Here is a 25,863-nt window from a genome sequence, read left to right on the forward strand (position 1 = left end):
CATGACCGCAGCAGTAACCCAAACCAACGCGAACGGCGCGGGCACCACGTCCGGCCGGGTCGTGCGGGTCATCGGTCCCGTTGTGGACGTTGAGTTCCCGCGCGGCCATGTTCCCGACCTGTTCAACGCCCTGCACTCGGAGGTCACCCTCCCGTCCGTGGCGAAGACGCTGACCCTCGAGGTTGCGCAGCACCTGGGTGACAACCTGGTGCGCACCATCTCGATGCAGCCGACCGACGGCCTGGTCCGCGGCGCTGCGGTGTCCGACACGGGCAAGCCGATCTCGGTTCCCGTCGGTGACGTCGTGAAGGGCCACGTGTTCAACGCCCTCGGTGACTGCCTCGACGCTCCGGGTACCGGTCGCGACGGCGAGCAGTGGGGCATCCACCGCAAGCCCCCGGCCTTCGATCAGCTCGAGGGCAAGACCGAGATCCTCGAGACCGGCATCAAGGTCATCGACCTGCTGACCCCGTACGTCAAGGGCGGCAAGATCGGTCTGTTCGGTGGCGCCGGCGTCGGCAAGACCGTTCTGATCCAGGAGATGATCACCCGTATCGCCCGCGAGTTCTCCGGAACCTCGGTGTTCGCAGGCGTCGGTGAGCGCACCCGTGAGGGCACCGACCTCCACCTCGAAATGGAAGAGATGGGCGTCCTCCAGGACACCGCCCTTGTCTTCGGCCAGATGGACGAGCCGCCGGGAACGCGTATGCGCGTCGCCCTGTCCGCGCTGACCATGGCGGAGTACTTCCGCGATGTCCAGGGCCAGGACGTCCTGCTGTTCATCGACAACATCTTCCGGTTCACCCAGGCCGGTTCCGAGGTTTCGACCCTGCTGGGTCGTATGCCTTCGGCCGTGGGTTACCAGCCGACGCTGGCCGACGAGATGGGTGAGCTCCAGGAGCGCATCACCTCGACCCGTGGCCGTTCGATCACCTCGCTGCAGGCGATCTACGTCCCCGCCGACGACTACACCGACCCGGCGCCGGCCACCACCTTCGCGCACCTCGATGCGACCACCGAGCTCTCGCGTCCGATTTCGCAGATGGGTATCTACCCGGCTGTGGACCCGCTGACGTCGACCTCGCGCATCCTGGAGCCCGGCATCGTCGGTGCCGAGCACTTCCGCGTCGCGAACGAGGTCAAGCGGATCCTGCAGAAGTACAAGGAGCTGCAGGACATCATCGCCATCCTCGGTATGGACGAGCTGCAGGAAGAGGACAAGGTCCTCGTCGGCCGCGCCCGTCGTCTGCAGAAGTTCCTCGGCCAGAACTTCATCGTCGCCGAGAAGTTCACGGGTGAGCCCGGCTCGGTCGTGCCGCTGCGCGACACCATCGAGGCGTTCGACCGCGTCTGCAAGGGCGAGTTCGACCACCTGCCGGAGCAGGCGTTCAACAGCTGCGGTGGACTCGACGACGTCGAGGCCGCTGCCAAGAAGATCGCCGGGAAGTAGACCGACATGGCTGAGATGACCGTTGAACTCGTTGCCGTCGAGCAGCGACTCTGGTCGGGATCGGCGAAGCTGGTCAGCGCCCAGACAACCGAGGGCGAGATCGGTGTCATGCCCGGACACGAGCCGGTCCTCGGCCAGCTCGTCGAGGGCGGCGTGGTTTCGATCACGACCGTCGACGGTGAGCGTGTGGTCGCGGCCGTGCACGGTGGTTTCCTCTCGGTGACCGCCACCACGGTGACGATCCTCGCCGAGTCGGCCGACATGGCGCAGGACATCGACGTGGAAGCGGCCCGGGCCGTCCTCGCCGAGACCACGGATGACCTCGAGGCGATTGCGGTCGCCAAGGGGCAGCTGCGTGCGGTCGAGCGCGCCTAGTCAAGTCACGACGAGCCGCGACGGAGCCGACGAGCAGTGACGATCGGGATGGTAGCTCTCATCATTCTGGTCGTCCTGCTCGCCGCCTTCGTCGCGGCTTTCGTCTATCGACTGACGGTTCTGCGTCGCGGTGGAACAGCCGCGATCCTGCGGATCACGCCCGCGCCCGGTGGCAGCGGATGGCGGCACGGCGTCGTGCGGTACGGCGAGGAATCCCTCGTCTTCTACAAGTTGTCGAGCCTGCGTCCGGGTCCGGATACTCGGATGAGCCGGCAGGGCATCGAGATCGGTGCCCGGCGCGGTCCGGTCGGCAACGAGTACGACATCATGACGGACGAGATCGTGATCCTCGAGGTCGCCGACGGTGATCGCACGTACGAGATCGCACTCGACCGGGGCGCGCTGACCGCATTCCTGTCGTGGGTGGAGTCCAGGCCGTCGGGACGTTCGATGCGTGGACGTCCGGCCTGAATCAGCGCCGACGGGTCGGAGACGACGACCCGATGTGAAAAAGGGAGGCCATCAGGCCTCCCTTTCGTCGTTTGTCGGGTTCTAGGCGTCGCCGCCGGCGCCGGGCTTCCAGAGCACGTCGCCGCCCGGGTTCGCGAGACGGCTGACGATGAACAGCAGGTCGGAGAGTCGGTTGAGGTACTTGGCCGGAAGGACGCTCGTGTCGTCCGGGCTGGCCTCGACCGCAGCCCAGGCCGACCGCTCGGCACGACGCGCGACGGTGCGGGCGGAGTGCAGCAGGGCACCCAGGGGAGTGCCGCCCGGAAGGATGAACGAGTGCAGCGGCTCGAGGCGCTCGTTGAACGTGTCGCACCATCCCTCGACCCGGTCGATGTAGGTCTGGGTGACACGAAGCGGCGGGTACTTGGGCTCGGCGACGATCGGCGTGGACAGGTCGGCGCCGGCATCGAAAAGGTCGTTCTGGATCTGGCGCAGCACCTCGACGATCTCCTCTGGCGGCGCGCCCAATGCCAGCGCCACACCGATGCTCGCGTTCGTTTCGTCGCAGTCCGCGTAGGCCACGAGCCGGGGATCGTTCTTGGACACTCGGGAGAAATCGCTCAGCCCGGTGGTTCCGTCGTCGCCGGTCCGGGTATAGATCCGCGTCAAATGCACAGCCATGGGGTAACGGTACCGCTCAGCGGACGGGCGGTAGCCCTGGCTAGGCTGTGCGACTGTGAGTGAACGCTTTCTTGTCACTGGTGGAAACCGACTCGTCGGTGAGGTGCCAGTGGGTGGGGCGAAGAACAGCGTCCTGAAGCTTATGGCCGCGACATTGCTGGCCGAGGGCACGACCGTCATCAGCAATTGCCCGGACATCCTCGACGTGCCGCTGATGGCCGACGTCCTGCGCGGTCTCGGGTGCGAGGTGGTCCTCGAAGGTGACGTCGCGACGATCACGACGCCGGCGCAACCGAAGTACCACGCCGACTTCGCAGCGGTTCGGCAGTTCCGCGCGTCGGTCTGTGTTCTCGGCCCGCTCGTGGCGCGTTGCCGGAAGGCGGTCGTCGCGCTCCCCGGCGGCGATGCGATCGGGTCGAGGCCGCTGGACATGCACCAGTCGGGTCTGCGGCTCTTGGGTGCGCACAGCGAGATCGAGCACGGTTGTGTCGTCGCCGAGGCGGACGACCTGCACGGCGCCAACATCCGGTTGGCCTTCCCGTCGGTGGGTGCGACCGAGAACATCCTGATGGCTGCGGTTCTCGCCAAGGGGGAGACGGTCATCGACAACGCGGCGCGGGAGCCGGAGATCGTCGATCTCTGCAACATGCTGACGCGGATGGGCGCGAAGATCAGTGGCGCCGGCTCGACGACGCTCACCATTCGGGGCGTCGATCGACTGCAGCCGACGGCGCACCGCGTGATCGGCGATCGGATCGTGGCCGCGACGTGGGGCATCGCTGCCGCCATGACCCGCGGCGATGTGTTCGTGCGCGGCGTCAACCCCAAGCACCTGACGCTCGTCCTCGACAAGCTCCGCGCAGCGGGATCCCAGATCAGCCTGGAGGCGGATGGCTTCCGTGTCGTGCAGGCCGATCGTCCGCAAGCAGTCAACTTCGCGACGCTTCCTTTTCCCGGGTTCCCCACGGACCTGCAGCCGATGGCGATCGGCCTCGCCGCGATTGCGGAAGGCACGTCGATGATCACCGAGAACGTCTTCGAGGCACGCTTCCGGTTCGTCGAGGAGATGATTCGACTCGGCGCGGACGCCCGTACCGATGGTCACCACGCGGTTGTGCGCGGGGTGCCTCAACTGTCGAGCGCACCTGTGTGGTCCTCCGACATCCGCGCAGGCGCGGGACTCGTGCTTGCCGGCCTGGTCGCCGACGGCGTCACCGAGGTTCACGACGTCTACCACATCGATCGGGGATACCCGCGGTTCGTCGAAGACCTCTCGGATCTGGGTGGCGACATCCGTCGTGTCACGGGGTAGAAGGCGCAGCGAAATGCGCTGTGCTCGGCGTCACAAATCGTGAAATTCCCGAATCTGCGATGTACCGAGCCGCCCGACCTGCGGAAACAAACCCGGACGAACGTCCGACCAGGCAGTTTGACGCCCCGTAAACACTCGCGTAACTTATTCCAGGTCAGAGCGACACGGACACCGACCCGGACGCGATCTTCACAGGTCAGCGAGGGAAAACGAGGTTGTACGGGGAGCGCCTGGCGAATCTGCTGAAACTCCCTCCGGGGTTCGGATTTGCATCCGATGCCGGTGAGGGTTAAGCTGGAACGGTTGCCCCGGAACGAGGAACTGCAAAGTTTCGAGTGATGGTGTGCGCGTGTTCTTTGAGAACTCAACAGTGTGTCGATGAATGTCAGTGCCAAATTATTTGGTACTCCACGCCATCATTTTCGATGGGGTGGGTATTTGCTGATCGTCTCATTCTTCCGTCTGGGGCGGTCAGTGCAAGCTAGTTTGAGTTTTTACGCTAGTGATTTGACTCGATGTCTATGGCTGATTGCCGGTTCGCCGGCCAATCTAGAGTCTTCAACGGAGAGTTTGATCCTGGCTCAGGACGAACGCTGGCGGCGTGCTTAACACATGCAAGTCGAGCGGTAAGGCCCTTTCGGGGGTACACGAGCGGCGAACGGGTGAGTAACACGTGGGTGATCTGCCCTGCACTCTGGGATAAGCCTGGGAAACTGGGTCTAATACCGGATATGACCTCCGATCGCATGGTTGGGGGTGGAAAGGTTTACTGGTGCAGGATGGGCCCGCGGCCTATCAGCTTGTTGGTGGGGTAATGGCCTACCAAGGCGACGACGGGTAGCCGGCCTGAGAGGGCGACCGGCCACACTGGGACTGAGACACGGCCCAGACTCCTACGGGAGGCAGCAGTGGGGAATATTGCACAATGGGCGAAAGCCTGATGCAGCGACGCCGCGTGAGGGATGACGGCCTTCGGGTTGTAAACCTCTTTCAGCAGGGACGAAGCGAAAGTGACGGTACCTGCAGAAGAAGCACCGGCCAACTACGTGCCAGCAGCCGCGGTAATACGTAGGGTGCGAGCGTTGTCCGGAATTACTGGGCGTAAAGAGCTCGTAGGCGGTTTGTCGCGTCGTCTGTGAAAACCCGCAGCTCAACTGCGGGCTTGCAGGCGATACGGGCAGACTTGAGTACTGCAGGGGAGACTGGAATTCCTGGTGTAGCGGTGAAATGCGCAGATATCAGGAGGAACACCGGTGGCGAAGGCGGGTCTCTGGGCAGTAACTGACGCTGAGGAGCGAAAGCGTGGGTAGCGAACAGGATTAGATACCCTGGTAGTCCACGCCGTAAACGGTGGGCGCTAGGTGTGGGTTTCCTTCCACGGGATCCGTGCCGTAGCTAACGCATTAAGCGCCCCGCCTGGGGAGTACGGCCGCAAGGCTAAAACTCAAAGGAATTGACGGGGGCCCGCACAAGCGGCGGAGCATGTGGATTAATTCGATGCAACGCGAAGAACCTTACCTGGGTTTGACATATACCGGAAAGCCGTAGAGATACGGCCCCCCTTGTGGTCGGTATACAGGTGGTGCATGGCTGTCGTCAGCTCGTGTCGTGAGATGTTGGGTTAAGTCCCGCAACGAGCGCAACCCTTGTCCTGTGTTGCCAGCGCGTAATGGCGGGGACTCGCAGGAGACTGCCGGGGTCAACTCGGAGGAAGGTGGGGACGACGTCAAGTCATCATGCCCCTTATGTCCAGGGCTTCACACATGCTACAATGGCCGGTACAGAGGGCTGCGATACCGTGAGGTGGAGCGAATCCCTTAAAGCCGGTCTCAGTTCGGATCGGGGTCTGCAACTCGACCCCGTGAAGTCGGAGTCGCTAGTAATCGCAGATCAGCAACGCTGCGGTGAATACGTTCCCGGGCCTTGTACACACCGCCCGTCACGTCATGAAAGTCGGTAACACCCGAAGCCGGTGGCCTAACCCTTGTGGAGGGAGCCGTCGAAGGTGGGATCGGCGATTGGGACGAAGTCGTAACAAGGTAGCCGTACCGGAAGGTGCGGCTGGATCACCTCCTTTCTAAGGAGCATCTCCCCACACACCCCGAACAGTCGGGGAGCGTGTGAGGGCAGAGCCACTTCGGATTCACACGTAATCCGGTGGTGCTCATGGGTGGAACACTGACAAGCTCATCCACGGATCAGCGGGCCCGAGTGCCGGCTGGTGGGTGATATATCGGCATACTGTTGGGTCCTGAGAGAACACGCGAGTGATCTTTCAAGGAAGAAACGACAAGCGGGAAACGCAGGTCATACCGCGGGGCTGAGGCTCTGGTTTGGTGTCTGCATCATGTTTCCTGGTTGTGTGTTGTTTGAGAACTGCACAGTGGACGCGAGCATCTTTGTTGTAAGTGTTTAAGAGCGTACGGTGGATGTCTTGGCACCAGGAGCCGATGAAGGACGTAGGAGGCTGCGATAAGCCTCGGGGAGCTGTCAACCGAGCTGAGATCCGAGGATTTCCGAATGGGGAAACCCAGCCACAGTGATGTGTGGTTACCCGCGCCTGAATATATAGGGCGTGTGGAGGGAACGTGGGGAAGTGAAACATCTCAGTACCCACAGGAAGAGAAAACAACATGTGATTCCGTGAGTAGTGGCGAGCGAAAGCGGAAGAGGCTAAACCATGGGTGTGTGATAGCCGGCGGGCGTTGCATTCGTGGGGTTGTGGGATCCGTCTTGTCAATTCTGCCGGATTGGCCGACAGTAAGAAATCATCGTGTTAGTCGAAGTGGTCTGGAACGGCCTGTCGTAGAGGGTGAGAGTCCCGTAGACGAAAACATGGTGACTGTCGTGACGGACACCCGAGTAGCAGCGGGCCCGTGAAATCTGCTGTGAATCTGTCGGGACCACCCGATAAGCCTGAATACTCCCTGGTGACCGATAGCGGACTAGTACCGTGAGGGAAAGATGAAAAGTACCCCGGGAGGGGAGTGAAATAGTACCTGAAACCGTGCGCTTACAATCCGTCAGAGCCTTCGCACCTTCGGGTGGGGGGTGATGGCGTGCCTTTTGAAGAATGAGCCTGCGAGTTAGCGGCATGTCGCGAGGTTAACCCGTGTGGGGTAGCCGTAGCGAAAGCGAGTCCGAATAGGGCGTTTTCAGTGGCATGTTCTAGACCCGAAGCGGAGTGATCTACCCATGGCCAGGGTGAAGCGACGGTAAGACGTCGTGGAGGCCCGAACCCACTTAGGTTGAAAACTGAGGGGATGAGCTGTGGGTAGGGGTGAAAGGCCAATCAAACTCCGTGATAGCTGGTTCTCCCCGAAATGCATTTAGGTGCAGCGTCGCGTGTTTCACTCTGGAGGTAGAGCTACTGGATGGCCGATGGGCCCCACAAGGTTACTGACGTCAGCCAAACTCCGAATGCCAGAGTGTGAGAGCGCGGCAGTGAGACTGCGGGGGATAAGCTTCGTAGTCGAGAGGGAAACAGCCCAGATCGCCGGCTAAGGCCCCTAAGCGTGTACTAAGTGGAAAAGGATGTGGGGTCGCGAAGACAACCAGGAGGTTGGCTTAGAAGCAGCCACCCTTGAAAGAGTGCGTAATAGCTCACTGGTCAAGTGATCCTGCGCCGACAATGTAGCGGGGCTCAAGTACACCGCCGAAGCCGCGGCATTCACATAACACCCCGGATGGTTTACGGATCGTCCGGCAGTGGTGTGGATGGGTAGGGGAGCGTCGTGCAGCCATGGAAGCGCCGGAGTGATCCAGGTGTGGAGGCTGCACGAGTGAGAATGCAGGCATGAGTAGCGAAAGACGAGTGAGAAACTCGTCCGCCGAATGACCAAGGGTTCCTGGGCCAGGTTAATCCGCCCAGGGTGAGTCGGGACCTAAGGCGAGGCCGACAGGCGTAGTCGATGGACAACGGGTTGATATTCCCGTACCCGTGTGAACGCGCCCCTGGTGAATCAGTGATGCTAAGCGCCCTGAAGCCATCTTCGAACCTTCGGGTTCTCCGGTGGTGGATGCGCGTGAACCGATCTGGTAGTAGCCAAGCGATGGGGTGACGCAGGAAGGTAGCTGAGCCAGTCAGTGGTAATACTGGTGTAAGCGTGTAGGGCGTGACCTAGGCAAATCCGGGTCACATGTAGCCTGAGACGTGATGCGTAGCCGATTGAGGCGAATTCAGTGATCCTATGCTGCCGAGAAAAGCCTCTAGCGAGCTTTCACACGGCCCGTACCCCAAACCGACACAGGTGGTCAGGTAGAGAATACTAAGGCGATCGAGATAACTGTGGTTAAGGAACTCGGCAAAATGCCCCCGTAACTTCGGGAGAAGGGGGGCCTCTGCTGGTGATCGGACTTGCTCCGTGAGCTGGTGGGGGCCGCAGAGACCAGAGAGAAGCGACTGTTTACTAAAAACACAGGTCCGTGCGAAGTCGTAAGACGATGTATACGGACTGACGCCTGCCCGGTGCTGGAAGGTTAAGAGGACCGGTTAGCCAGTAATGGCGAAGCTGAGAATTTAAGCCCCAGTAAACGGCGGTGGTAACTATAACCATCCTAAGGTAGCGAAATTCCTTGTCGGGTAAGTTCCGACCTGCACGAATGGCGTAACGACTTCTCTGCTGTCTCAACCACAGACTCGGCGAAATTGCATTACGAGTAAAGATGCTCGTTACGCGCGGCAGGACGAAAAGACCCCGGGACCTTCACTATAGCTTGGTATTGGTGTTCGGTTCGGTTTGTGTAGGATAGGTGGGAGACTGTGAAGCATGCACGCCAGTGTGTGTGGAGTCGTTGTTGAAATACCACTCTGATCGTATTGGACATCTAACCTCGGACCATGATCTGGTTCAGGGACAGTGCCTGGTGGGTAGTTTAACTGGGGCGGTTGCCTCCCAAAATGTAACGGAGGCGCCCAAAGGTTCCCTCAGCCTGGTTGGCAATCAGGTGTCGAGTGCAAGTGCACAAGGGAGCTTGACTGTGAGACTGACAGGTCGAGCAGGGACGAAAGTCGGGACTAGTGATCCGGCACCGGCAAGTGGAAGCGGTGTCGCTCAACGGATAAAAGGTACCCCGGGGATAACAGGCTGATCTTCCCCAAGAGTCCATATCGACGGGATGGTTTGGCACCTCGATGTCGGCTCGTCGCATCCTGGGGCTGGAGTAGGTCCCAAGGGTTGGGCTGTTCGCCCATTAAAGCGGCACGCGAGCTGGGTTTAGAACGTCGTGAGACAGTTCGGTCTCTATCCGCCGCGCGCGTTAGAAACTTGAGGAAGGCTGTCCCTAGTACGAGAGGACCGGGACGGACGAACCTCTGGTGTGCCAGTTGTTCCGCCAGGAGCACTGCTGGTTAGCTACGTTCGGAAGGGATAACCGCTGAAAGCATCTAAGCGGGAAGCCTGTTCCAAGATGAGGTTTCTCACCCCCTCGAGGGGGTAAGGCCCCCGGCAGACCACCGGGTTGATAGGCCAGAACTGGAAGTCCGGTAACGGATGGAGGTGACTGGTACTAATAGGCCGAGGACTTACCACAAAGAAGCTACGCGTCCACTGTGCGGTATCTGAAACAACACACAGATACCATTCACCCCCAACACCCCGAAGCCTTCGTGGCCGGCGGGTGGTTCGGGCGGGGGAATTGAATGTGTGACAGTTTCATAGAGTTACGGCGGCCATAGCGGAGGGGAAACGCCCGGTCCCATTCCGAACCCGGAAGCTAAGCCCTCCAGCGCCGATGGTACTGCACTCGACAGGGTGTGGGAGAGTAGGACACCGCCGAACATCCTTTCCCGAAGGCCCCCACCAGCAATGGTGGGGGCCTTCGGCGTTTCCGCATATCCGCCGGCGAAAGATCGGCGTCGACCGAAATCCTCGGTGTTCCCCACGGGTGCGGTGAGCGTCTCTCGGCAGCGATAGGACGTGTGCCCGTCGACCGCGGCCACCTAGCAACCGCACACAGGTCGGAATCAGTCGATGGTCCGGCTTGCGGGGGAGCGCCCGGTGTTGTCAGGCGGGGAACGGTCCGTCGATTGCGTGTGCGAGCCGCGTCGGTGTGGGCCGGCCGCGCAAGACGACAAGACCGCCGGTGCTCCAGTTCTGCGCTTCGCACGGCTTGGCCAGCTCGACAGTGACCGACGACGCCAGCAGCGCGTCGGGATCGGACTTGGCGAGCTCGGACAGGCGCGCGGCCTCGTTCACCGGATCACCGATCACGGTGTACTCGAAGCGTTCTCGCGCGCCGACGTTGCCGGCGACAGCCGTCCCGGCGGCCACACCGATCGCGGCGCGGCATTCGGGTACCTCGATAGGCAGCCGTCGTCGGATCGCACGGGCGGCCGCCAATGCGCTGCCCGGTGCGTCGTCCAAATCGCGTGGCGCCCCGAAGATTGCGAGAGCGGCATCGCCCTCGAACTTGTTCACGAATCCGCCGTGGTGGTCGACCTCGTCGACGACCACCTCGAAGAATCGGTTGAGAAGGTGGACGACCTCCCCGGGAGGGCAGGTGGCGGCGAGTTCGGTGGATCCGACCAGATCGACGAAGAAGACGGCGACCTCGCGCTCCTCGCCGCCGAGAGTGGGCGGGGTGACGAGGGCGGCCTCGGCGACGTCGTGGCCGACATGTCGGCCGAAGAGGTCGCGGATGCGTTCGCGCTCGCGGAGTCCGTCGGCCATCCGGTTGAACCCGGACTGGAGTTCGCCGAGTTCAGTGCCGTCGTAGACGACGATCTCGGTGTCGAGATGCCCGTCCTCGATCCGGCTCATTCCCGCCTTGACGGATCGGATCGGCGCGACCGTGGCGCGTGCGTTGAGGAGGATCAGCAACAGCCCGAAAACGAGTGTGATGGCTCCCAGGCCGAAGATCGAGATCGTCAGCTGGGTGGGTGAGGTGTCCTTGCTGACGGAGCTGTACGCCGCGACGAGAATCAGGCCGGCCACCGGAACGCCGGTGCCGAGGATCCACGCGAGCAACGTGCGCCCGACGACGCCCCCCAGACGGACATCGGGGCGAATGCCCGTCTCCAGGGCGCGGGCGGCGGCCGGTCGTAGCGCGAACTCACTGAACACGTGGCTGAACGCGCAAACTGTGACGCCGCCGAATGCGATGGTGAATCCGACCTTCGGTAGCGTTTGCGGGTTGACGAGGCCGTAGGCAGTGGTCAGGATGACCAGCGCAATCGTCCACTGCCCGATCTGCATTCGGGTCAGCCGCCACGGCATGGTGAGCGCGGTGAGCCTTTCGCGCTCGGTGGGGGTGCGGTCCTGCACGATCCACTGCAGGCTGTGTAACGCACGCCTCGTCCCCTTGATCGTCCCGACGAGCAACGCGATCGCCAGATAGACAGGGACGAACACGAAGTTGAGGAACCGGAACTCGCTGTCGAGCATTTCCGGCCCGGGGACGACGTATGTCACCAGCACCGCGACGACCGCGGCACCGATCAGATTGGCGCCCACCAGTGAAGTGGTGAGCAGAGTCTGGACCCGGATCCGCCGGTGACGTGGTGTCTCCGTGGAGGTTCCGAGAAGGCGGGAACCGAGGGGGCGGTCGGCGGATCGGCGCGGGTCCATGGTCGTTCGAGACTAGTCCGAATCCATCCACTAGGGTGGGCGAGTGCGTCTTGTCATTGCTCGTTGCCGTGTCGACTACGTCGGTCGACTGACCTCCCACCTGCCGATGGCACGTCGACTCCTCCTGATCAAGGCGGACGGTTCGGTGAGCATTCATGCGGACGATCGGGCCTACAAGCCGCTGAACTGGATGAGTCCGCCGTGCTGGCTGTCGGAAACGACCGACGGCGAGGGTCCGGACGGCTCCGAACAGCAGCTGTGGGTCGTCACCAACAAGGCCGGCGAGGAACTGCGGATCACGATCGAGGAGATCGAGCACGACTCGAGTCACGAGCTCGGCATCGACCCGGGTCTGGTGAAGGACGGCGTCGAAGCACACCTGCAGGAGCTGCTGGCCGAGCACGTCGAAACGCTCGGCGACGGGTACACGCTCATCCGCCGGGAGTACATGACGGCGATCGGCCCGGTGGATCTGTTGTGCCGCAACGCGGACGGCGCGACGGTCGCGGTCGAGATCAAGCGACGTGGAGAGATCGACGGTGTCGAACAGCTCACGCGCTACCTGGAACTGCTCAACCGCGATCCTCTGCTCGCGCCGGTGACAGGTGTGTTTGCGGCCCAGCAGATCAAGCCGCAGGCGAAGACCCTCGCGACGGATCGCGGAATCCGGTGTCTGATCCTCGATTACGAGGCCCTGCGCGGCACCGAGAGCACCGAGTTCCGTCTCTTCTGAGCACAGATGCCGGCGACGCGGTCGTCGGAACGAACCCGCCCTAGACTGATGTGGTGCCGCGTCGTAACCAGTCCCGCAAGTCGCACCGTCGCACCGAGCCGGCGGTGGGCGGCAGTCTGTTCGGAAATGCCCTGGCCCGTGAGGAATCCGGGCCTGCCGGCTACGACGGGGAGCGGTACTTGGTTCGCCAGGTGCCGGGTGCCCGTGCGACCAAGACGTACCGTTGCCCGGGATGCGACCAGGACGTGCGTCCCGGCGTCGCACACGTGGTGGCCTGGCCGTCGGATCCCGGCGGCGCGGACGATCGTCGGCACTGGCACACCGGCTGCTGGTCGGGACGTCACACACGCGGCTTGACGCGCCGCTGGTCCTAGCTCTTCGCGGGAGCCTTTGCGTCGTTCGCGGGCGCGGGGGAGCCGCCGTTCTCGCTCGCCGATTCCGCAGGTTCGTTGTTGTCGAGAAGTTCTGCCTCCCGATTGACGGAGGCGAGCATGGCAGGCACGGAATCGAGCTGTCCGCGAATGCCGAGGAGCTGGGCCAGGATGCGGCTGCGCAGCACGCGCAGTTCCTCCGCGAGCTCCTTGGCGTGCGCGATCTTGCGCTCGGACTGTTCGGTAGCCGCCTGGAGCCGGCGCTGCGCTTCCTGGCTGGCCTCGGCGACCCGACGGTGGGCCTCGGCCGTACTGGCGGTCTCGCGGTCCTCGATCTCGGCGAGGCTCTTCGCCCGTCGGTCGGCCATCGTGATCTCGAAGTCCTGCTGGACCTGGCCGCGCTTGGCCTCGCCCTCGGCCGTCAGACGGTCACGTTCGGCCTTGGCAGCCTCGACGATCCGGGCAGCCTCGGCGCGCGCGCTCTCCATCGTCTGCTCGTGCTCGCGTTCGAGTGCGGCCCGGCGTTCCTCGATCGCGGTCACCTTCGACTCGTACTGGCTGCGGAGACGTTCACTCTCCTGCTCGGCCACCGAGACCATCTCTGCCGCATCGGCTTCGGCCTTCGCCCGGACCTCGGAAGCCTCGTCGGACGCGAGGCGGAGCATGCGGGAGATCCGTTCGCTCATGCCCTCCGCGGTGGTGGGAGGGACCGAGAGGCGGTCGACGTCGCGGCGCAGTTCGTCGACCTCGTCGCGCGCGTCCTCGAGCTGATTGGCCAGTTCGCGGGCCTGTGCGGCTGCCGCGTCACGATCGGTGGCGGTGAGGCGGAGTTCGGCGTCGAAACGCGCGAAGTAGCGCCGCACCTCGTCCTTGTCGTATCCCTTGCGGACGATGGTGAACGGCATGCCGCGGTCGTGATCGTAGGCCATGGCTGCCAATCTACCGGCGGCAAGAGACGGTGCGCCTGCCGAGTGGGGCCGATGTCGTCACATCGACCCCACTTCGTGCCGACGTCGAAAGATCGGGGTCAGTGACCGCCGTCGGCCGCGGGCTCGACGAGCTCGACGAGGACGCCGCCCGCGTCCTTCGGGTGGATGAAGTTGATGCGCGAGTTCGCGGTGCCACGACGCGGTGCGTCGTACAGGAGGCGGACGCCGTCGGCGCGGAGCTGGGTGCTGATCGCCTCGATGTCGGTCACGCGGTACGCGAGCTGCTGCAGGCCGGGGCCGCTGCGGTCGATGAACTTCGCGATCGTGGAGTTCTCGTTCAGCGGGGCGAGCAGCTGGATCGCGGGAGCGCCCGCGGGCGAGCCAACGACGGAGAGCATGGCTTCGCGGACACCCTGCTCCTCGTTGACCTCCTCGTGGGTGGAGACCATGCCGAGGTGCTGGGCGTACCACGCGATGGCGGCGTCGAGATCCGGCACAGCGATACCGACGTGGTCGATCGCGGTCACGAGCTGCGAGGACAGTCCGCTCGCGGCGGGGGTGGGGGACGAAGATGTCATGTATCAGACGGTAGCGCTACCGTTTGAAGTGTTCGCGCCGGGTCGCGGCACACAGCCGCTACCCGGACCTGGATCGACCGCTGGAGGAATCTTGACCACTTCTGTCATCGTTGCCGGGGCGCGGACCCCGGTGGGGCGACTGCTCGGAGCTTTGAAGGATCTTTCGGGTTCCGACCTCGGCGGTGTCGCGATCAAGGGTGCCCTCGCGAAGGCGGGCGTCGCGCCGGAGCAGGTCGAGTACGTGATCATGGGTCAGGTCCTCACGGCCGGTGCGGGGCAGATGCCGGCCCGTCAGGCCGCGGTCGCCGCGGGTATCCCGATGAGTGTGCCGGCGTTGACCGTGAACAAGGTGTGCCTGTCGGGTATCGACGCGATCGCGCTGGCGGACCAGTTGATCCGGGCGGGCGAGTTCGAGGTGGTCGTCGCGGGCGGTCAGGAGTCGATGTCGCGGGCACCGCATCTGCTCGAGCGCAGCCGTGAGGGTTTCAAGTACGGCGACGTCACGCTGCGCGATCACATGGCGTTCGACGGGCTGCACGACATCTTCACCGATCAGCCGATGGGCAACCTGACCGAGCAGCGCAACGCCGACGACGATCAGCGCATCTCCCGGGAGGCGCAGGACGCGTTCGCGGCGGCGTCGCACCAGAACGCGGCGCGTGCGTGGAAGGACGGCCTGTTCGCGGACGAGGTGGTGCCGGTGACGATCCCGCAGCGCCGCGGTGAGCCGATCGTGGTCGCCGCCGACGAGGGTGTGCGGGCGGACACGACCGTCGAGTCGCTGGGCAAGCTGCGTCCGGCGTTCGCGAAGGACGGTTCGATCACCGCCGGTACCGCGTCGCAGATTTCCGACGGTGCCGCGGCGGTCGTGGTGATGAGCAGGGCCAAGGCCGAGGCGTTGGGTCTCGAGTGGATCGCCGAGATCGGTGCGCACGGTGTGGTCGCGGGCCCGGACTCGACGCTGCAGTCGCAGCCGGCCCGTGCGATCGCCCGCGCGTGTGAGCGGGAGGGTATCGATCCCGCGGAGTTGGACGTGGTGGAGATCAACGAGGCGTTCGCCGCGGTCGGTATCGCCTCGACCCGGGAGCTGGGGATCGATCCGGCGAGGGTCAACGTCAACGGTGGTGCGATCGCGATCGGGCATCCGCTGGGCATGTCCGGTGCCCGCATCGCGCTGCACCTGGCGCTCGAGCTGCAGCGTCGCGGCGGCGGCGTCGGCGCGGCCGCGCTGTGCGGCGGCGGCGGACAGGGCGACGCGCTGATCGTGCGCGTGCCGAAGAAGTAGGACGGGCGTCGGTTCGGGCCGAACGCCACGACTGCACGACACCCCGTGGTCGAGACTGTGACGAGTCTCAACTACGGGGTGTCGTAATCGTTCGGGCACAATGGCGCCCATGGCTAACATTCTCGACGTGTCCACCGCTGCGAAGCGGTTCCGCCTCGTGGCCCTGTGGGAGGCCGTAACCTGGGCGGCCCTGCTGGTCGCGATGTTCTTCAAGTGGGTTCTCGGATACGAAGAGGCCGTCAAGATCCCCGGCATGGTCCACGGCATCGCCGGGTTCATGGTCTACATCGTGGTCGCGCTGCTGACCGCACGCTCGCTGAAGTGGGACTTCAAGACGCTCGTCCTCGCCCTCGTCTCCAGCGTCCCGCCGTTCATGACCGTCTGGTTCGAGCGCCGCGCCGCGCGCAACGGGCAGCTCGGCGAGCTGTCGGTGAATGCGGTTGGTCGGGCCGACGAGCGCACGCCTGCGTCGGCCCGCTAGACGACCGACCCGGTGGCGGGCCGGAATGGCTGCCCGCCCGCCACTCGTGACACACTGAATCCGTGACTCGACCTGGTTCTCGTCCGTCCCCGCAATTTGCTGCTGCCATGTCCGGAGCCGTGGATCTGTCCGGTCTGAAAGACCGCGCCACGCAGCCGCCGAGTGCCCCTGCCGGTCCTCCCGCGGACGGATCTGCGCCCGTGAGCAGCACCGGTCTGGCTCCGGTCATCGATGTCACCGAGGCCACCTTCCAGGCCGAGGTTCTCGAGCGGTCCATGCAGGTCCTCGTGGTCGTCGACCTGTGGGCCACGTGGTGTGGGCCGTGCAAGCAGCTGTCACCGGTGCTCGAGAAGCTCGCGCACGAGGGTGGCGGCAACTGGGTGTTGGCCAAGATCGACGTCGACGCCAATCCTGGTATCGCGCAGGCCTTCGGCGTCCAGTCGGTGCCGACGGTTGTTGCGATCGCCGCGGGCCGTCCGCTCGCCGACTTCGCCGGCGTCCAGCCCGAGCCGCAGCTGCGCGAGTGGATCGCCGCGCTGCAGGAGGCCGTGGCCGGCAAGCTCGCCGGTCCGCCCACCGCCGGCGGCGAGCCCGAGCCGGAACCGGAGGATCCGCGTTTCGTCGCCGCCGAGAACGCCCTCGAAGAGGGCGACTTCGAGGGCGCCGAGGCCGCCTACAACCTGATTCTCAACTCCGAGCCGGGGAACACGGAGGCGCAGGCCGCGCTCCGGCAGGTCAAGTTCCTCGCCCGGGTGCAGGCCCTGCCCGACGACGCGATCGAGAGCGCCGACGCCCAGCCCGAGGCGATCGACGCGCAGTTCGCCGCCGCCGACGCCGAGCTGTACACCCAGCGCGCCGAGGCGGCCTTCGATCGACTGGTCGCGCTCGTGCGTCGCACAGTCGGCGACGACCGGACCAACGTCCGCACGCGCATCCTGGAGCTCTTCGAGCTGTTCGACCCGGCCGATCCGATCGTGGTCGCGGCTCGTCGCAAGCTCGCGTCGGCCCTGTACTGATCTGCACTGATCTGTACTGACCTGCGCTCACCTCACCGGTAGCGGCCGTCGCACGCCTTCTGCCCGCCGAGCACACCGGTGCGGAAGGCGTCGACGCGCGCAAACCCACTGGGCACGGTGTTGCCGTCCACATCGCTCGCGGCCAGGCCGTCGGCCAGGAGCCCGGAGATGGCCTCGTCGAGATCGCCGGGGGACAACCACACCCGTCGGCTGCCGTCGGTCGTGCCGGCATTCTCCGGGCTCAGCGCTGCGGTGACCGCGCCCGACAGGCATGCCGCCCGCAGCGCGGCCTGCGGGCCGGACAGCGACATCCCGGCCTGCCGCTGCACCGCGAGGGTGTAGCGCGATGCCAGCAAGACGTAGGCGCTGTAGTCCCCGGTGACGTCGACGTTGACGATCTCCTCGCTGTTCCCGGCGCTCGGGCGTCCGCGCTCGGCGAGAGCGGGCAGGTCGACGCCGATCGTGTTGGTGGCCGGACAGAACGCGACGGGTTCCGTCGCGTCGGCGTCCGGGCATCCGGTGTCGATCCCGCCGAGGTCGAGGGTGGGCGGGTCCGCCAGGGCGAAGACGCTGCCGAACGAGTTGAATATCGCGGTCACCGTTTCCCCGGTCACGGGAAGTTCGCCGTCGTCGCTCCTGCCGTCGAACCGCTGCGGCAGGTCGGCGCGGCGAGAGGTGATCTCGTCCACGTCGATTCGCGTACACGCCGCCGGTCCGTCGGTGAATCCGATCTGCACCGCCGTGACCCGTTCGAATGCCGAACCGTGGATTGCTTCGGGATCGTTGGGATCGGTGTCGCGCACCGAGACCGTCGCCGCGAGGACCGAATTGAGGCCGTCCGACGTGTTGAGTGTGAAGTGCTCGGCGCGGTTCTCGGCGACGTGCCGGACGAACGCGCCCGCAAAGCAGTCCGCCTGCTGCTCGAACACGATCCCGGGATCGTCCTCGCCGACCAGACCGGCCTTCTGCTGAATGGCGTGGCCGTACTCGTGAGCGAGCACCATGACAACCGCCATCGGGCCGAACGCGTCGACCAGACTCGGCAACAGGTAGTGGCGATCCCAGCCGATCATGTCCTGCTTGGTGCAGTAGGCGGCGTTGACGAGGTCGTCGGTCTCGAGGCCGCAGAAGCGCGGCCCACCGGTGGCGTCGGGGTCCCAGGACACGAGTTCGCTCACCGGGTGGAAGGTGCCTTTGAAGATCGTCGGGTACTGCGCCGTCCAGTAGGACTCGATGTCGGCGATCGCGTTGGCGGCGAGGGTGTCGATCGCGCCGTGGTCGCCGCCGACAACGGCGCGCGCGGTGTCGGGGACCCCCTCCCGGGGGCCGCTCGGCCCGCCCTGCGCGGGGAGCCCGGCGACCGTGAACGGGTCGGCGTAGATCGACACGGCGCGGCCGGCGATCGTCGACGAGCATCCGGTGGCGGCAACCGTGATCAGCGCGAGGGTTGCAAGCACCGTGCGGGTGCGTGCCGTCCGCGTCCTCACCGGTCGAGCCCAGTCACCGAGTGCCGCCTCAATGCTCCAACCTCATCCAGATCGCTGCGCTCGCCGGCAGAGTCACCTCCGCCGAGGCTGGGCGCCCGTGCCAGGGATGTTCGGTGGCGGTCACCGCACCGAAATTGCCCATCCCGGACCCGCAGAAGTCCCGCGCGTCGGTATTGAGGATCTCAGACCATGTGCCCGGTTCGGGCAAACCGACCCGGTAGTTCGAGTGCGCGGATCCGGAGAAATTGAACAGGCACGCGACGATCGAACCGTCGCTGCCGTACCTGAGGAAGCTGAGGACGTTGTTCTCGGTGTCGTTCGCGTCGATCCACGAATAGCCGCCGGGGGAGGTGTCGAGCGTCCACAGCGCGGGTGTGGCGCGGTAGGCGGCGTTGAGGTCGCACACCAGCTGGTGGATGCCGTGGTGCAGGTCCCCGGCGACCGGGTCCTCCAGCTCGCGCCAGTCCAGGCCGTGTTCCTCCGACCACTCTCTGCTCTGGCCGAACTCCTGGCCCATGAAGAGCAGTTGCTTGCCGGGGTGCGCCCACATATAGGCGAGGAGCATGCGGACACCGGCCGCCTTCGCGTGGTCGTCGCCGGGCATACGGGACCAGAGCGTGCCCTTGCCGTGGACGACCTCGTCGTGGCTGATCGGGAGCAGATAGTTCTCGCTCCACGCGTACATGAGCGAGAAGGTGATCTCGTTGTGGTGGAAGCTGCGGTGGATCGGGTCGCGGTGCAGATACCCGAGGGTGTCGTGCATCCAGCCCATGTTCCATTTCATCGTGAAGCCGAGGCCGCCGACGCTCGTGTTGCGGGTGACCCCCGGCCAGGCCGTCGATTCCTCGGCGATCGTGACGACGCCACGGTGGAGTTTGTGCACCGTCGCGTTCATCTCCTGCAGGAACGCGACCGCCTCGAGGTTCTCCCGGCCCCCGTGGATGTTGGGCGTCCACTGGCCCGAGGGCCGCGAGTAGTCGAGGTAGAGCATCGAGGCGACGGCGTCGACGCGCAGGCCGTCGACGTGGAACTCGTCGAACCAGAACAGCGCGTTGGCCACGAGGAAGTTGCGTACCTCCCGTCGGCCGAAGTCGAATACGTAGGTGCCCCAGTCGAGTTGCTCGCCGCGCTGCGGATCGGCGTGCTCGTACAGGGGCGTCCCGTCGAACCGGGCGAGCGCCCACTCGTCCTTCGGGAAGTGCGCCGGCACCCAGTCGACGATGACGCCGATGCCGGCGCGGTGCAGACGATCGACGAACGCGCGGAAATCGTCGGGTGTGCCGAACCGTGCGGTGGGGGCGTAGTACGACGTCACCTGGTAGCCCCACGACCCGCCGTACGGGTGCTCGGCGACCGGTAGCAGTTCGACGTGCGTGAACCCAGCCTCGATGACGTACCGGCTCAGTTCGTCGGCCAGTTCGGTGTAGCTCAACCCGGGCCGCCACGAGCCGAGATGGACCTCGTACACGCTCATCGGTTCGCGGCTCGGTTCGAGACCGGTTCGGGCCGCCATCCACTCGTCGTCGGCCCAGCGGTGCGCCGACGTGGTGACGATCGACGCGGTGGCTGGTGGGACCTCGGTCGCGAACGCCATCGGATCGGCCTTGTCGCGGACGCTGCCGTCGCGGCCGTGGATGCGGAACTTGTACATCGCGCCGACGCCGACCTCCGGGACGAACACCTCCCACACGCCTGTGCTCCCGAGTACCCGCAGGGGATACGTTCGCCCGCCCCACAGGTCGAACTGGCCCAGCACGCTCACCCCGCGCGCGCCGGGCGCCCACACCGCGAAGGATGTTCCGTGCACGACACCGTCCGGGGTCTCGTACGTGCGCGGGTGCGCGCCGAGGACGTCCCAGAGCCGTTCGTGCCGGCCCTCACCGAACAGGTGGAGATCGAGTTCGCCGAGGGTGGGCAGGAAACGGTAGCCGTCGGCGGTGACGACGACGTGGTCGCCCGGATACACGACGACGAGGCGGTAGTCCGCAAGGTCGCGGATCGGGAGCAGGGCGCTGAAGACGTCGTGGGCGACGCGATGGAGCGGGTGGTCGCGGCCGCCGATCCGCACGGCCACCGATTCGGCGCCCGGACGGAGCGCACGCACGACGGTGCCGTCGGCGCGCGGGTGCGCTCCGAGCACCGAATGCGGGTCGTGGTGCGTGCCCTGCGCGATCAGCGTCAGATCGTGCGGGTCGGGCGGGCACACCACGTCCGGCGCCGTCACGGGTTGTGCTCCCGATCCGCGAGGCATCGTCGGGCCTCGAGCGGGATCGGCGGGAGCGCGAGGATGTGCGCGCAGGCCCGCCACGGCTCGAGTCGGACGAAGTTGTGCTGGCCCCACTCGTACTGCTCGCCGCTGACCCGGTCGTGGACGGACAGGTGGTCGTGCCAGTCGCGGCCGATTGCCGGCATGTCGAGGGAGATGAATCCTTGCTGCGCCCCGAAGGGGTCGAGGTTGACGACGATCAGCACGGCGTCACCGGTGACGGGATCGAACTTCGAGTACGCGATGAGCGCGTCGTTGTCGACGTGGTGGAAGTGCAGGTTGCGCAGTTGCTGCAGGGCCGGGTGGGCGCGGCGGATCCGGTTGAGCGTCGCGAGCCACGGCTCGAGCGACTCGCCGCGCGAGCGCGCGCCGAGGTAGTCGCGCGGACGAAGTTGGTACTTCTCCGAGTCCAGGTACTCCTCGCTGCCCGGCCGCACCGCGACGTGTTCGAACAGTTCGTACCCCGAGTACACGCCCCACGTGGGTGACAGCGTCGCGGCGAGCGCGGCCCGCAGCGCGAACATGCCGGGACCGCCGTGCTGGAGGCTCTCGTGCAGGATGTCCGGCGTGTTGACGAACAGGTTGGGCCGGGCCTCGTCGGCCTTGGCGGCGATCTCGTTGCCGAACTCGGTGAGCTCCCACTTGTTCACCCGCCACGTGAAGTACGTGTACGACTGTGCGAACCCACGCTTGGCGAGTCCGTAGAGCCTGGCCGGATGGGTGAACGCCTCGGACAGGAACAGCACGTCCGGGTCGGTCCGCTTGACCTCCGCGATCAGCCACTGCCACAGGTCCGGCGGCTTGGTGTGCGGATTGTCGACCCGGAAGATCTTGACGCCCAGCCGAATCCAGTGCCGCACGATCCGCAGCACCTCGGCGTGGACGCCGGTGGTGTCGTGGTCGAAGTCGATCGGGTAGATGTCCTGGTATTTCTTGGGCGGGTTCTCGGCGTACGCGATGGTCCCGTCGGGCAGTTGCGTGAACCACTCGGGATGCTCACGCGCCCAAGGATGGTCGGGCGCACACTGCAGCGCGAGGTCCAGCGCCACCTCGAGCCCGAGTCGGGCGGTGTCGGCGACGAATTCCTCGAAATCGGTCTCGGTCCCCAACGCGGGGTGGATCGCGTCGTGACCGCCGTCGGCGGAGCCGATCGCCCACGGCGAGCCGACGTCGTCGGGGCCGGCGGTCAGGGAGTTGTTGGGGCCCTTGCGGTTAACTTCGCCGATCGGATGGATCGGCGGCAGGTACACGACGTCGAAACCCATCGCGGCGATGCGGGGCAGGTCCTCGGCGGCGGTCGCGAACGTCCCGTGCCGCGGGGCGCCGTGCTCGTCCCGGCCGCCGGTGGAGCGGGGGAAGAACTCGTACCACGAACCGAACAGCGCACGTCGGCGGTCGACGACCACGTCGTGCGTGCCCGACGACGTCACCAGTTCGCGTAGCGGCCGGGTCCGCAGCGCCTCCGCCACCTCCGCCGAGAACGCCGGTGCGACGCGGACCGGCAGCTGCCGATCCGACCGCAGCGCCGCCGCTACGGCGAGCAGGCGGGTGCGGTCGGCGGTCTCGGCGCCGTCGGCGGCCCGCTCGAACAGGCGCGCGCCCACCTCGAGGTCGTTCGCGAGTTCCGCGGGGCCCTGGCCGACGCCCAGCTTCACCTCGACCGCGCTCCGCCACGTCTGGATGGGGTCGCCCCACGCCTCGATCCGGTAGGTCCAGTGGCCGACGCTGCCCGGTGTGAACGTCGCGTGGAACGTGTCGTGCAGGGGCCCGGGGTGCATCGGGATCCGCAGCGATTCGGTGGGGCCGGCGGGCCCATCGACGACGAGCGTCGCGGCCACCGCCTCGTGGCCCTCGCGCCACACGGTCGCGGACACGGGGAACACCTCGCCGACCACGGCCTTGGCCGGGAAGCGGCCCCCGTCGATCGAGGGCAGCACATCGTCGATGGCGAGGCGACCTGTCACACGTACTCCGTTCGGTCTCTGAACGTCCCGGTGTGGTTTTCCGTCCCGGGGGCGGCGCTGGATCAACCGTAGTTCAGCCGGTCGCGTGGTGCCGGGATCGCCGGGGTCGAAATCGGTGGGAGAGGACCGCGCCGTCTGTGCGCGCGGGGTGACGTGATGGGCCGTCCTCGCTGCTCGGCGGGTCGTCGGCGTCGAATGTGGGTAGTCTTCGCGGCGTGAAAGCCCTGCGTCGGTTCACCGTACGAGCCCACCTGCCCGAGCGTCTCGCGGCGCTGGGTCCGTTGTCGACCAATCTGCGTTGGTCGTGGCATCCGCCGACGCAGGACCTGTTCGCGTCGATCGACCCCGAGTTGTGGACGACGGTGCGGCACGACCCGGTCCGCATGCTCGGCGAGGTCGATCCGTACCGACTCGACGACCTCGCGGTCGATCCGGTCTTCCTCGCCGACCTGGACCGCGCGGCCGCGGACCTCGACGACTACCTCACCCGTCCGCGCTGGTACCAGGATCAGCTCGACAAGGGTGTCGAACTGGCGACCGGAATCGCGTACTTCTCGATGGAGTTCGGCGTCACCGAGGTGCTCCCGAACTACTCCGGCGGCCTCGGCATCCTCGCCGGCGACCACCTCAAGGCGGCATCGGATCTGGGCCTGCCGCTGATCGGCGTCGGGCTGCTGTACCGGTCGGGATACTTCCGGCAGTCGCTGACCGCGGACGGCTGGCAGGCCGAGCACTACCCGGCGCACGACCCGCAGGGCCTGCCGCTGCGGCTGCTCACCGAGACCTCCGGTGACGGCGGCCCCGGCGCGCCGGTCCTGATCCACGTCGCCATGCCGGGCGGCCGGGTGCTGCGGGCGCGGGTGTGGATCGCGCAGGTCGGGCGGGTGCCGCTGCTGCTGCTCGACTCCGACATCGCCGAGAACGATCCCGAGCTGCGCGCGGTGACCGACAGGCTCTACGGCGGCGATCAGGACCACCGCATCAAGCAGGAGATTCTCGCCGGCATCGGCGGCGTCCGCGCGGTTCGCGCCTATACCCGTGCGCACGGGCTCGCGGACCCCGAGGTGTTCCACATGAACGAGGGCCACGCGGGGTTCCTCGGTCTCGAGCGCATCCGGGAGCTGATCACCGGCGTCGGCCTCGACTTCGACGCCGCGCTCGCCGCGGTGCGCGCGGGCACCGTGTTCACCACCCACACCCCGGTGCCGGCGGGCATCGACCGCTTCCCGGCCGATCTCGTGCGCCGCTACTTCGGTGGCAACGAGGGCGAGCGCGAGTCGACGCTGCTGCCCGGTCTGGCCGTCGATCGCATCCTCGGACTCGGCGGCGAGAACGATCCCGGCGTGTTCAACATGGCGCACATGGGCTTGCGTCTCGGACAGCGCGCCAACGGCGTCTCGAAGCTGCACGGCGAGGTGAGCCGCGAGATGTTCGAGTCGCTGTGGCCGGGCTTCGACGCCGCCGAGGTGCCGATCGGCTCGGTCACCAACGGCGTCCACGCCCCGACGTGGGCGGCGCGCGAATGGATGGACCTCGCGCGGCGCCTGGTCGGTCCCGAGCTGCTCGAGGAGGCGCGCGGCTGGGAGCGGCTGCGGGAGATCGATCCGGCCGAGCTGTGGTCCACCCGCAACACCCTGCGCGCGCAACTGGTGGACGAGGTGCGCCGACGCGTCCGGGCGTCGTGGCTCGAGCGCGGTGCCACCGAGGCCGAACTCGGTTGGACCGCAGAGGTGTTCGACCCGAACGTGCTCACGGTCGGATTCGCGCGCCGCGTTCCGACCTACAAGCGGCTCACGCTGATGCTGCGCGACCCCGAGCGGTTGAAGGCGTTGCTGCTCGACGACCAACGCCCGGTGCAGTTGGTGGTCGCCGGCAAGAGCCATCCCGCCGACGAGGGCGGCAAGGCACTCATCCAGCAGGTGGTCCGGTTCGCCGACCAGCACGACGTGCGGCACCGGATCGTGTTCCTGCCCGACTACGACATGTCGATGGCCCGGTACCTGTACTGGGGCTGCGACGTGTGGCTCAACAACCCGCTGCGGCCGCTCGAAGCGTGCGGGACGTCGGGCATGAAGTCGGCGCTCAACGGCGGTCTCAACCTGTCCATCCGCGACGGCTGGTGGGACGAGATGTTCGACGGCGAGAACGGCTGGGCCATCCCGACCGCGGACGGCGTCGCCGACGAGGTCCGCCGCGACGACCTCGAGGCGACCGCACTGTACGAACTGCTCGAGCGGTCGGTGCTGCCGCGGTTCTACGACCGCGATGCCGCCGACCTGCCGACCCGCTGGATCGAGATGGTGCGGCACACGCTACAGACCCTCGGGCCGAAGGTGCTGGCGTCGCGGATGGTGCGCGATTACGCCGTCGAGTACTACGCTCCCGCAGCAGTCGCGACTCGGAACACGTTGCCCGACAACTTCTCCGGTGCCCGCGAGGTCGCCGAGTACCGGCGGCGGGTCGCGGCCGCGTGGCCGGGCGTGCAGGTGGCGCAGGTCGACAGCGCCGGACTGCCCGACAACCCCGAGATCGGTGCCGACCTGTCGCTGCGGGCGTTCGTCCGGCTCGGCGGGCTGGCGCCGGAGGACGTCGTGGTGGAGGCGGTGCTCGGCCGAGTCGGCCCCGACGAGGACCTCACCGACGTGACGACCGTGCCGATGGCGCACGCCGGCAGTGACGGACTGGGGGAGATGTTCGTCGCCACCACGCCGTTGCCCGTGTCAGGGTCCGTGGGCTACACCGTCCGTGTTCTGCCGCACCACCGACTGCTCGCGACCGACGCAGAGCTGAGACTCGTTGCGGCACCCTACGTCTAGCGCCGCGCCGTGGCGTTGCGGTTCGCACTCGATCTAGGGTAGGAATCTGGCGACAGGCGTCCGGCCTACCCCGGCTCAGGTCACAGTATTGCCCGCTGCAG

17 protein-coding genes and 3 rRNA genes are annotated in these 25,863 nt (G+C 66.0%); 13 read left to right on the forward strand and 7 right to left on the reverse strand.

From position 1 onward, the window contains the following. The first annotated feature begins 1 nt into the window (after window position 1). The 3 genes from atpD to ACQ5DX_RS06970 are packed head-to-tail and all read left to right on the forward strand — an operon-like array spanning window position 2 to window position 2,296. Window positions 2-1,450 (forward strand): F0F1 ATP synthase subunit beta, encoded by a 1,449-nt coding sequence (atpD, locus tag ACQ5DX_RS06960; protein ID WP_430331937.1) that lies wholly within the window; start codon window positions 2-4, stop codon window positions 1,448-1,450. A 6-nt stretch (window positions 1,451-1,456) separates the two neighbouring features. Further along, window positions 1,457-1,825: a F0F1 ATP synthase subunit epsilon gene (locus tag ACQ5DX_RS06965; protein WP_430331938.1), complete on the forward strand. Its 369-nt coding sequence runs from the start codon at window positions 1,457-1,459 to the stop codon at window positions 1,823-1,825. A 48-nt stretch (window positions 1,826-1,873) separates the two neighbouring features. Continuing rightward, window positions 1,874-2,296: a DUF2550 domain-containing protein gene (locus tag ACQ5DX_RS06970; protein ID WP_430335568.1), complete on the forward strand. Its 423-nt coding sequence runs from the start codon at window positions 1,874-1,876 to the stop codon at window positions 2,294-2,296. A gap of 81 nt (window positions 2,297-2,377) precedes the next feature. On the opposite strand, the gene ACQ5DX_RS06975 is transcribed toward ACQ5DX_RS06970, so the two are convergent. Beyond that, the gene (locus ACQ5DX_RS06975) at window positions 2,378-2,956 is read right to left on the reverse strand and encodes a cob(I)yrinic acid a,c-diamide adenosyltransferase (protein ID WP_430331939.1); all 579 of its coding nucleotides are present in this window, start codon (window positions 2,954-2,956) and stop codon (window positions 2,378-2,380) included. 55 nt (window positions 2,957-3,011) lie between these two features. Here ACQ5DX_RS06975 and murA point away from each other — a divergent pair, with 55 nt between their 5' ends. From murA to rrf, 4 genes are all read left to right on the forward strand, one after another. Next, complete coding sequence (murA, locus tag ACQ5DX_RS06980) at window positions 3,012-4,268, forward strand: UDP-N-acetylglucosamine 1-carboxyvinyltransferase (RefSeq protein ID WP_430331940.1); 1,257 nt, start codon at window positions 3,012-3,014, stop codon at window positions 4,266-4,268. Between the two features lie 558 nt (window positions 4,269-4,826). Then, a 16S ribosomal RNA gene (locus tag ACQ5DX_RS06985) occupies window positions 4,827-6,345 on the forward strand. A 325-nt stretch (window positions 6,346-6,670) separates the two neighbouring features. Continuing rightward, window positions 6,671-9,800 (forward strand): 23S ribosomal RNA (locus ACQ5DX_RS06990). Between the two features lie 131 nt (window positions 9,801-9,931). Then, window positions 9,932-10,048: ribosomal RNA gene (gene rrf, locus ACQ5DX_RS06995) — 5S ribosomal RNA — on the forward strand. The 16S, 23S and 5S rRNA genes sit together here, the layout of an rRNA operon. Window positions 10,049-10,273: 225 nt before the next feature. Here rrf and ACQ5DX_RS07000 read toward each other — a convergent pair. After that, window positions 10,274-11,836, reverse strand: a complete 1,563-nt coding sequence (locus ACQ5DX_RS07000) for an adenylate/guanylate cyclase domain-containing protein (RefSeq protein WP_430331941.1) — start codon at window positions 11,834-11,836, stop codon at window positions 10,274-10,276. Window positions 11,837-11,879: 43 nt separating this feature from the next. Here ACQ5DX_RS07000 and nucS point away from each other — a divergent pair, with 43 nt between their 5' ends. Together nucS and ACQ5DX_RS07010 are read left to right on the forward strand one after the other, a co-directional pair. Further along, window positions 11,880-12,569, forward strand: a complete 690-nt coding sequence (gene nucS, locus ACQ5DX_RS07005) for an endonuclease NucS (protein ID WP_430331942.1) — start codon at window positions 11,880-11,882, stop codon at window positions 12,567-12,569. Between the two features lie 53 nt (window positions 12,570-12,622). Further along, complete coding sequence (locus tag ACQ5DX_RS07010; protein WP_430331943.1) at window positions 12,623-12,943, forward strand: ATP/GTP-binding protein; 321 nt, start codon at window positions 12,623-12,625, stop codon at window positions 12,941-12,943. Here the strand turns inward: ACQ5DX_RS07010 and ACQ5DX_RS07015 are convergent. Then, a complete protein-coding gene (locus ACQ5DX_RS07015; RefSeq protein ID WP_430331944.1) occupies window positions 12,940-13,869 on the reverse strand; it encodes a hypothetical protein in 930 nt (309 codons plus the stop codon). The genes ACQ5DX_RS07010 and ACQ5DX_RS07015 overlap by 4 nt on opposite strands. Window positions 13,870-13,967: 98 nt before the next feature. Further along, window positions 13,968-14,447: a methylmalonyl-CoA epimerase gene (gene mce / locus ACQ5DX_RS07020; protein WP_430331945.1), complete on the reverse strand. Its 480-nt coding sequence runs from the start codon at window positions 14,445-14,447 to the stop codon at window positions 13,968-13,970. Window positions 14,448-14,538: 91 nt separating this feature from the next. Here mce and ACQ5DX_RS07025 point away from each other — a divergent pair, with 91 nt between their 5' ends. The 3 genes from ACQ5DX_RS07025 to ACQ5DX_RS07035 all read left to right on the forward strand — a co-directional run bounded on the left by ACQ5DX_RS07025 (window position 14,539) and on the right by ACQ5DX_RS07035 (window position 17,229). Beyond that, complete coding sequence (locus ACQ5DX_RS07025; RefSeq protein ID WP_430331946.1) at window positions 14,539-15,732, forward strand: acetyl-CoA C-acetyltransferase; 1,194 nt, start codon at window positions 14,539-14,541, stop codon at window positions 15,730-15,732. 109 nt (window positions 15,733-15,841) lie between these two features. Beyond that, window positions 15,842-16,213 (forward strand): DUF3817 domain-containing protein, encoded by a 372-nt coding sequence (locus ACQ5DX_RS07030; protein ID WP_430331947.1) that lies wholly within the window; start codon window positions 15,842-15,844, stop codon window positions 16,211-16,213. Between the two features lie 107 nt (window positions 16,214-16,320). After that, window positions 16,321-17,229, forward strand: a complete 909-nt coding sequence (locus ACQ5DX_RS07035) for a tetratricopeptide repeat protein (protein WP_430331948.1) — start codon at window positions 16,321-16,323, stop codon at window positions 17,227-17,229. 32 nt (window positions 17,230-17,261) lie between these two features. Here the strand turns inward: ACQ5DX_RS07035 and ACQ5DX_RS07040 are convergent, their stop codons facing one another. From ACQ5DX_RS07040 to ACQ5DX_RS07050, 3 genes are read right to left on the reverse strand one after another with little or no spacing between them, the layout of a single operon-like run. Next, window positions 17,262-18,716, reverse strand: a complete 1,455-nt coding sequence (locus ACQ5DX_RS07040) for a neutral zinc metallopeptidase (protein WP_430331949.1) — start codon at window positions 18,714-18,716, stop codon at window positions 17,262-17,264. Window positions 18,717-18,744: 28 nt separating this feature from the next. Continuing rightward, on the reverse strand, window positions 18,745-20,967 hold the full coding sequence (glgB, locus tag ACQ5DX_RS07045) for a 1,4-alpha-glucan branching protein GlgB (RefSeq protein ID WP_430331950.1): 2,223 nt from the start codon (window positions 20,965-20,967) through the stop codon (window positions 18,745-18,747). Continuing rightward, the gene (locus tag ACQ5DX_RS07050) at window positions 20,937-22,946 is read right to left on the reverse strand and encodes a maltotransferase domain-containing protein (RefSeq protein WP_430331951.1); all 2,010 of its coding nucleotides are present in this window, start codon (window positions 22,944-22,946) and stop codon (window positions 20,937-20,939) included. The genes glgB and ACQ5DX_RS07050 overlap by 31 nt, the downstream gene beginning before the upstream one ends. A 215-nt stretch (window positions 22,947-23,161) precedes the next feature. Here ACQ5DX_RS07050 and glgP point away from each other — a divergent pair, with 215 nt between their 5' ends. Continuing rightward, a complete protein-coding gene (gene glgP, locus ACQ5DX_RS07055; RefSeq protein ID WP_430331952.1) occupies window positions 23,162-25,762 on the forward strand; it encodes an alpha-glucan family phosphorylase in 2,601 nt (866 codons plus the stop codon). Window positions 25,763-25,863 lie beyond the last annotated feature (101 nt).

This window comes from Rhodococcus sp. ACT016 (assembly GCF_050477185.1).
GTDB lineage: Bacteria > Actinomycetota > Actinomycetes > Mycobacteriales > Mycobacteriaceae > Prescottella.

What these genes read in the sequence shown, in the direction of transcription:
- atpD (WP_430331937.1), top strand. Translation starts at nt 2, where the DNA reads ATGACCGCAGCAGTAACCCAAACCAACGCGAACGGCGCGGGCACCACG.
- ACQ5DX_RS06965 (WP_430331938.1), top strand. Translation starts at nt 1,457, where the DNA reads ATGGCTGAGATGACCGTTGAACTCGTTGCCGTCGAGCAGCGACTCTGG.
- ACQ5DX_RS06970 (WP_430335568.1), top strand. Translation starts at nt 1,874, where the DNA reads ATGGTAGCTCTCATCATTCTGGTCGTCCTGCTCGCCGCCTTCGTCGCG.
- ACQ5DX_RS06975 (WP_430331939.1), bottom strand. Translation starts at nt 2,956, where the DNA reads ATGGCTGTGCATTTGACGCGGATCTATACCCGGACCGGCGACGACGGA.
- ACQ5DX_RS07000 (WP_430331941.1), bottom strand. Translation starts at nt 11,836, where the DNA reads ATGGACCCGCGCCGATCCGCCGACCGCCCCCTCGGTTCCCGCCTTCTC.
- ACQ5DX_RS07015 (WP_430331944.1), bottom strand. Translation starts at nt 13,869, where the DNA reads ATGGCCTACGATCACGACCGCGGCATGCCGTTCACCATCGTCCGCAAG.
- mce (WP_430331945.1), bottom strand. Translation starts at nt 14,447, where the DNA reads ATGACATCTTCGTCCCCCACCCCCGCCGCGAGCGGACTGTCCTCGCAG.
- ACQ5DX_RS07030 (WP_430331947.1), top strand. Translation starts at nt 15,842, where the DNA reads ATGGCTAACATTCTCGACGTGTCCACCGCTGCGAAGCGGTTCCGCCTC.
- ACQ5DX_RS07035 (WP_430331948.1), top strand. Translation starts at nt 16,321, where the DNA reads ATGTCCGGAGCCGTGGATCTGTCCGGTCTGAAAGACCGCGCCACGCAG.
- glgB (WP_430331950.1), bottom strand. Translation starts at nt 20,967, where the DNA reads ATGCCTCGCGGATCGGGAGCACAACCCGTGACGGCGCCGGACGTGGTG.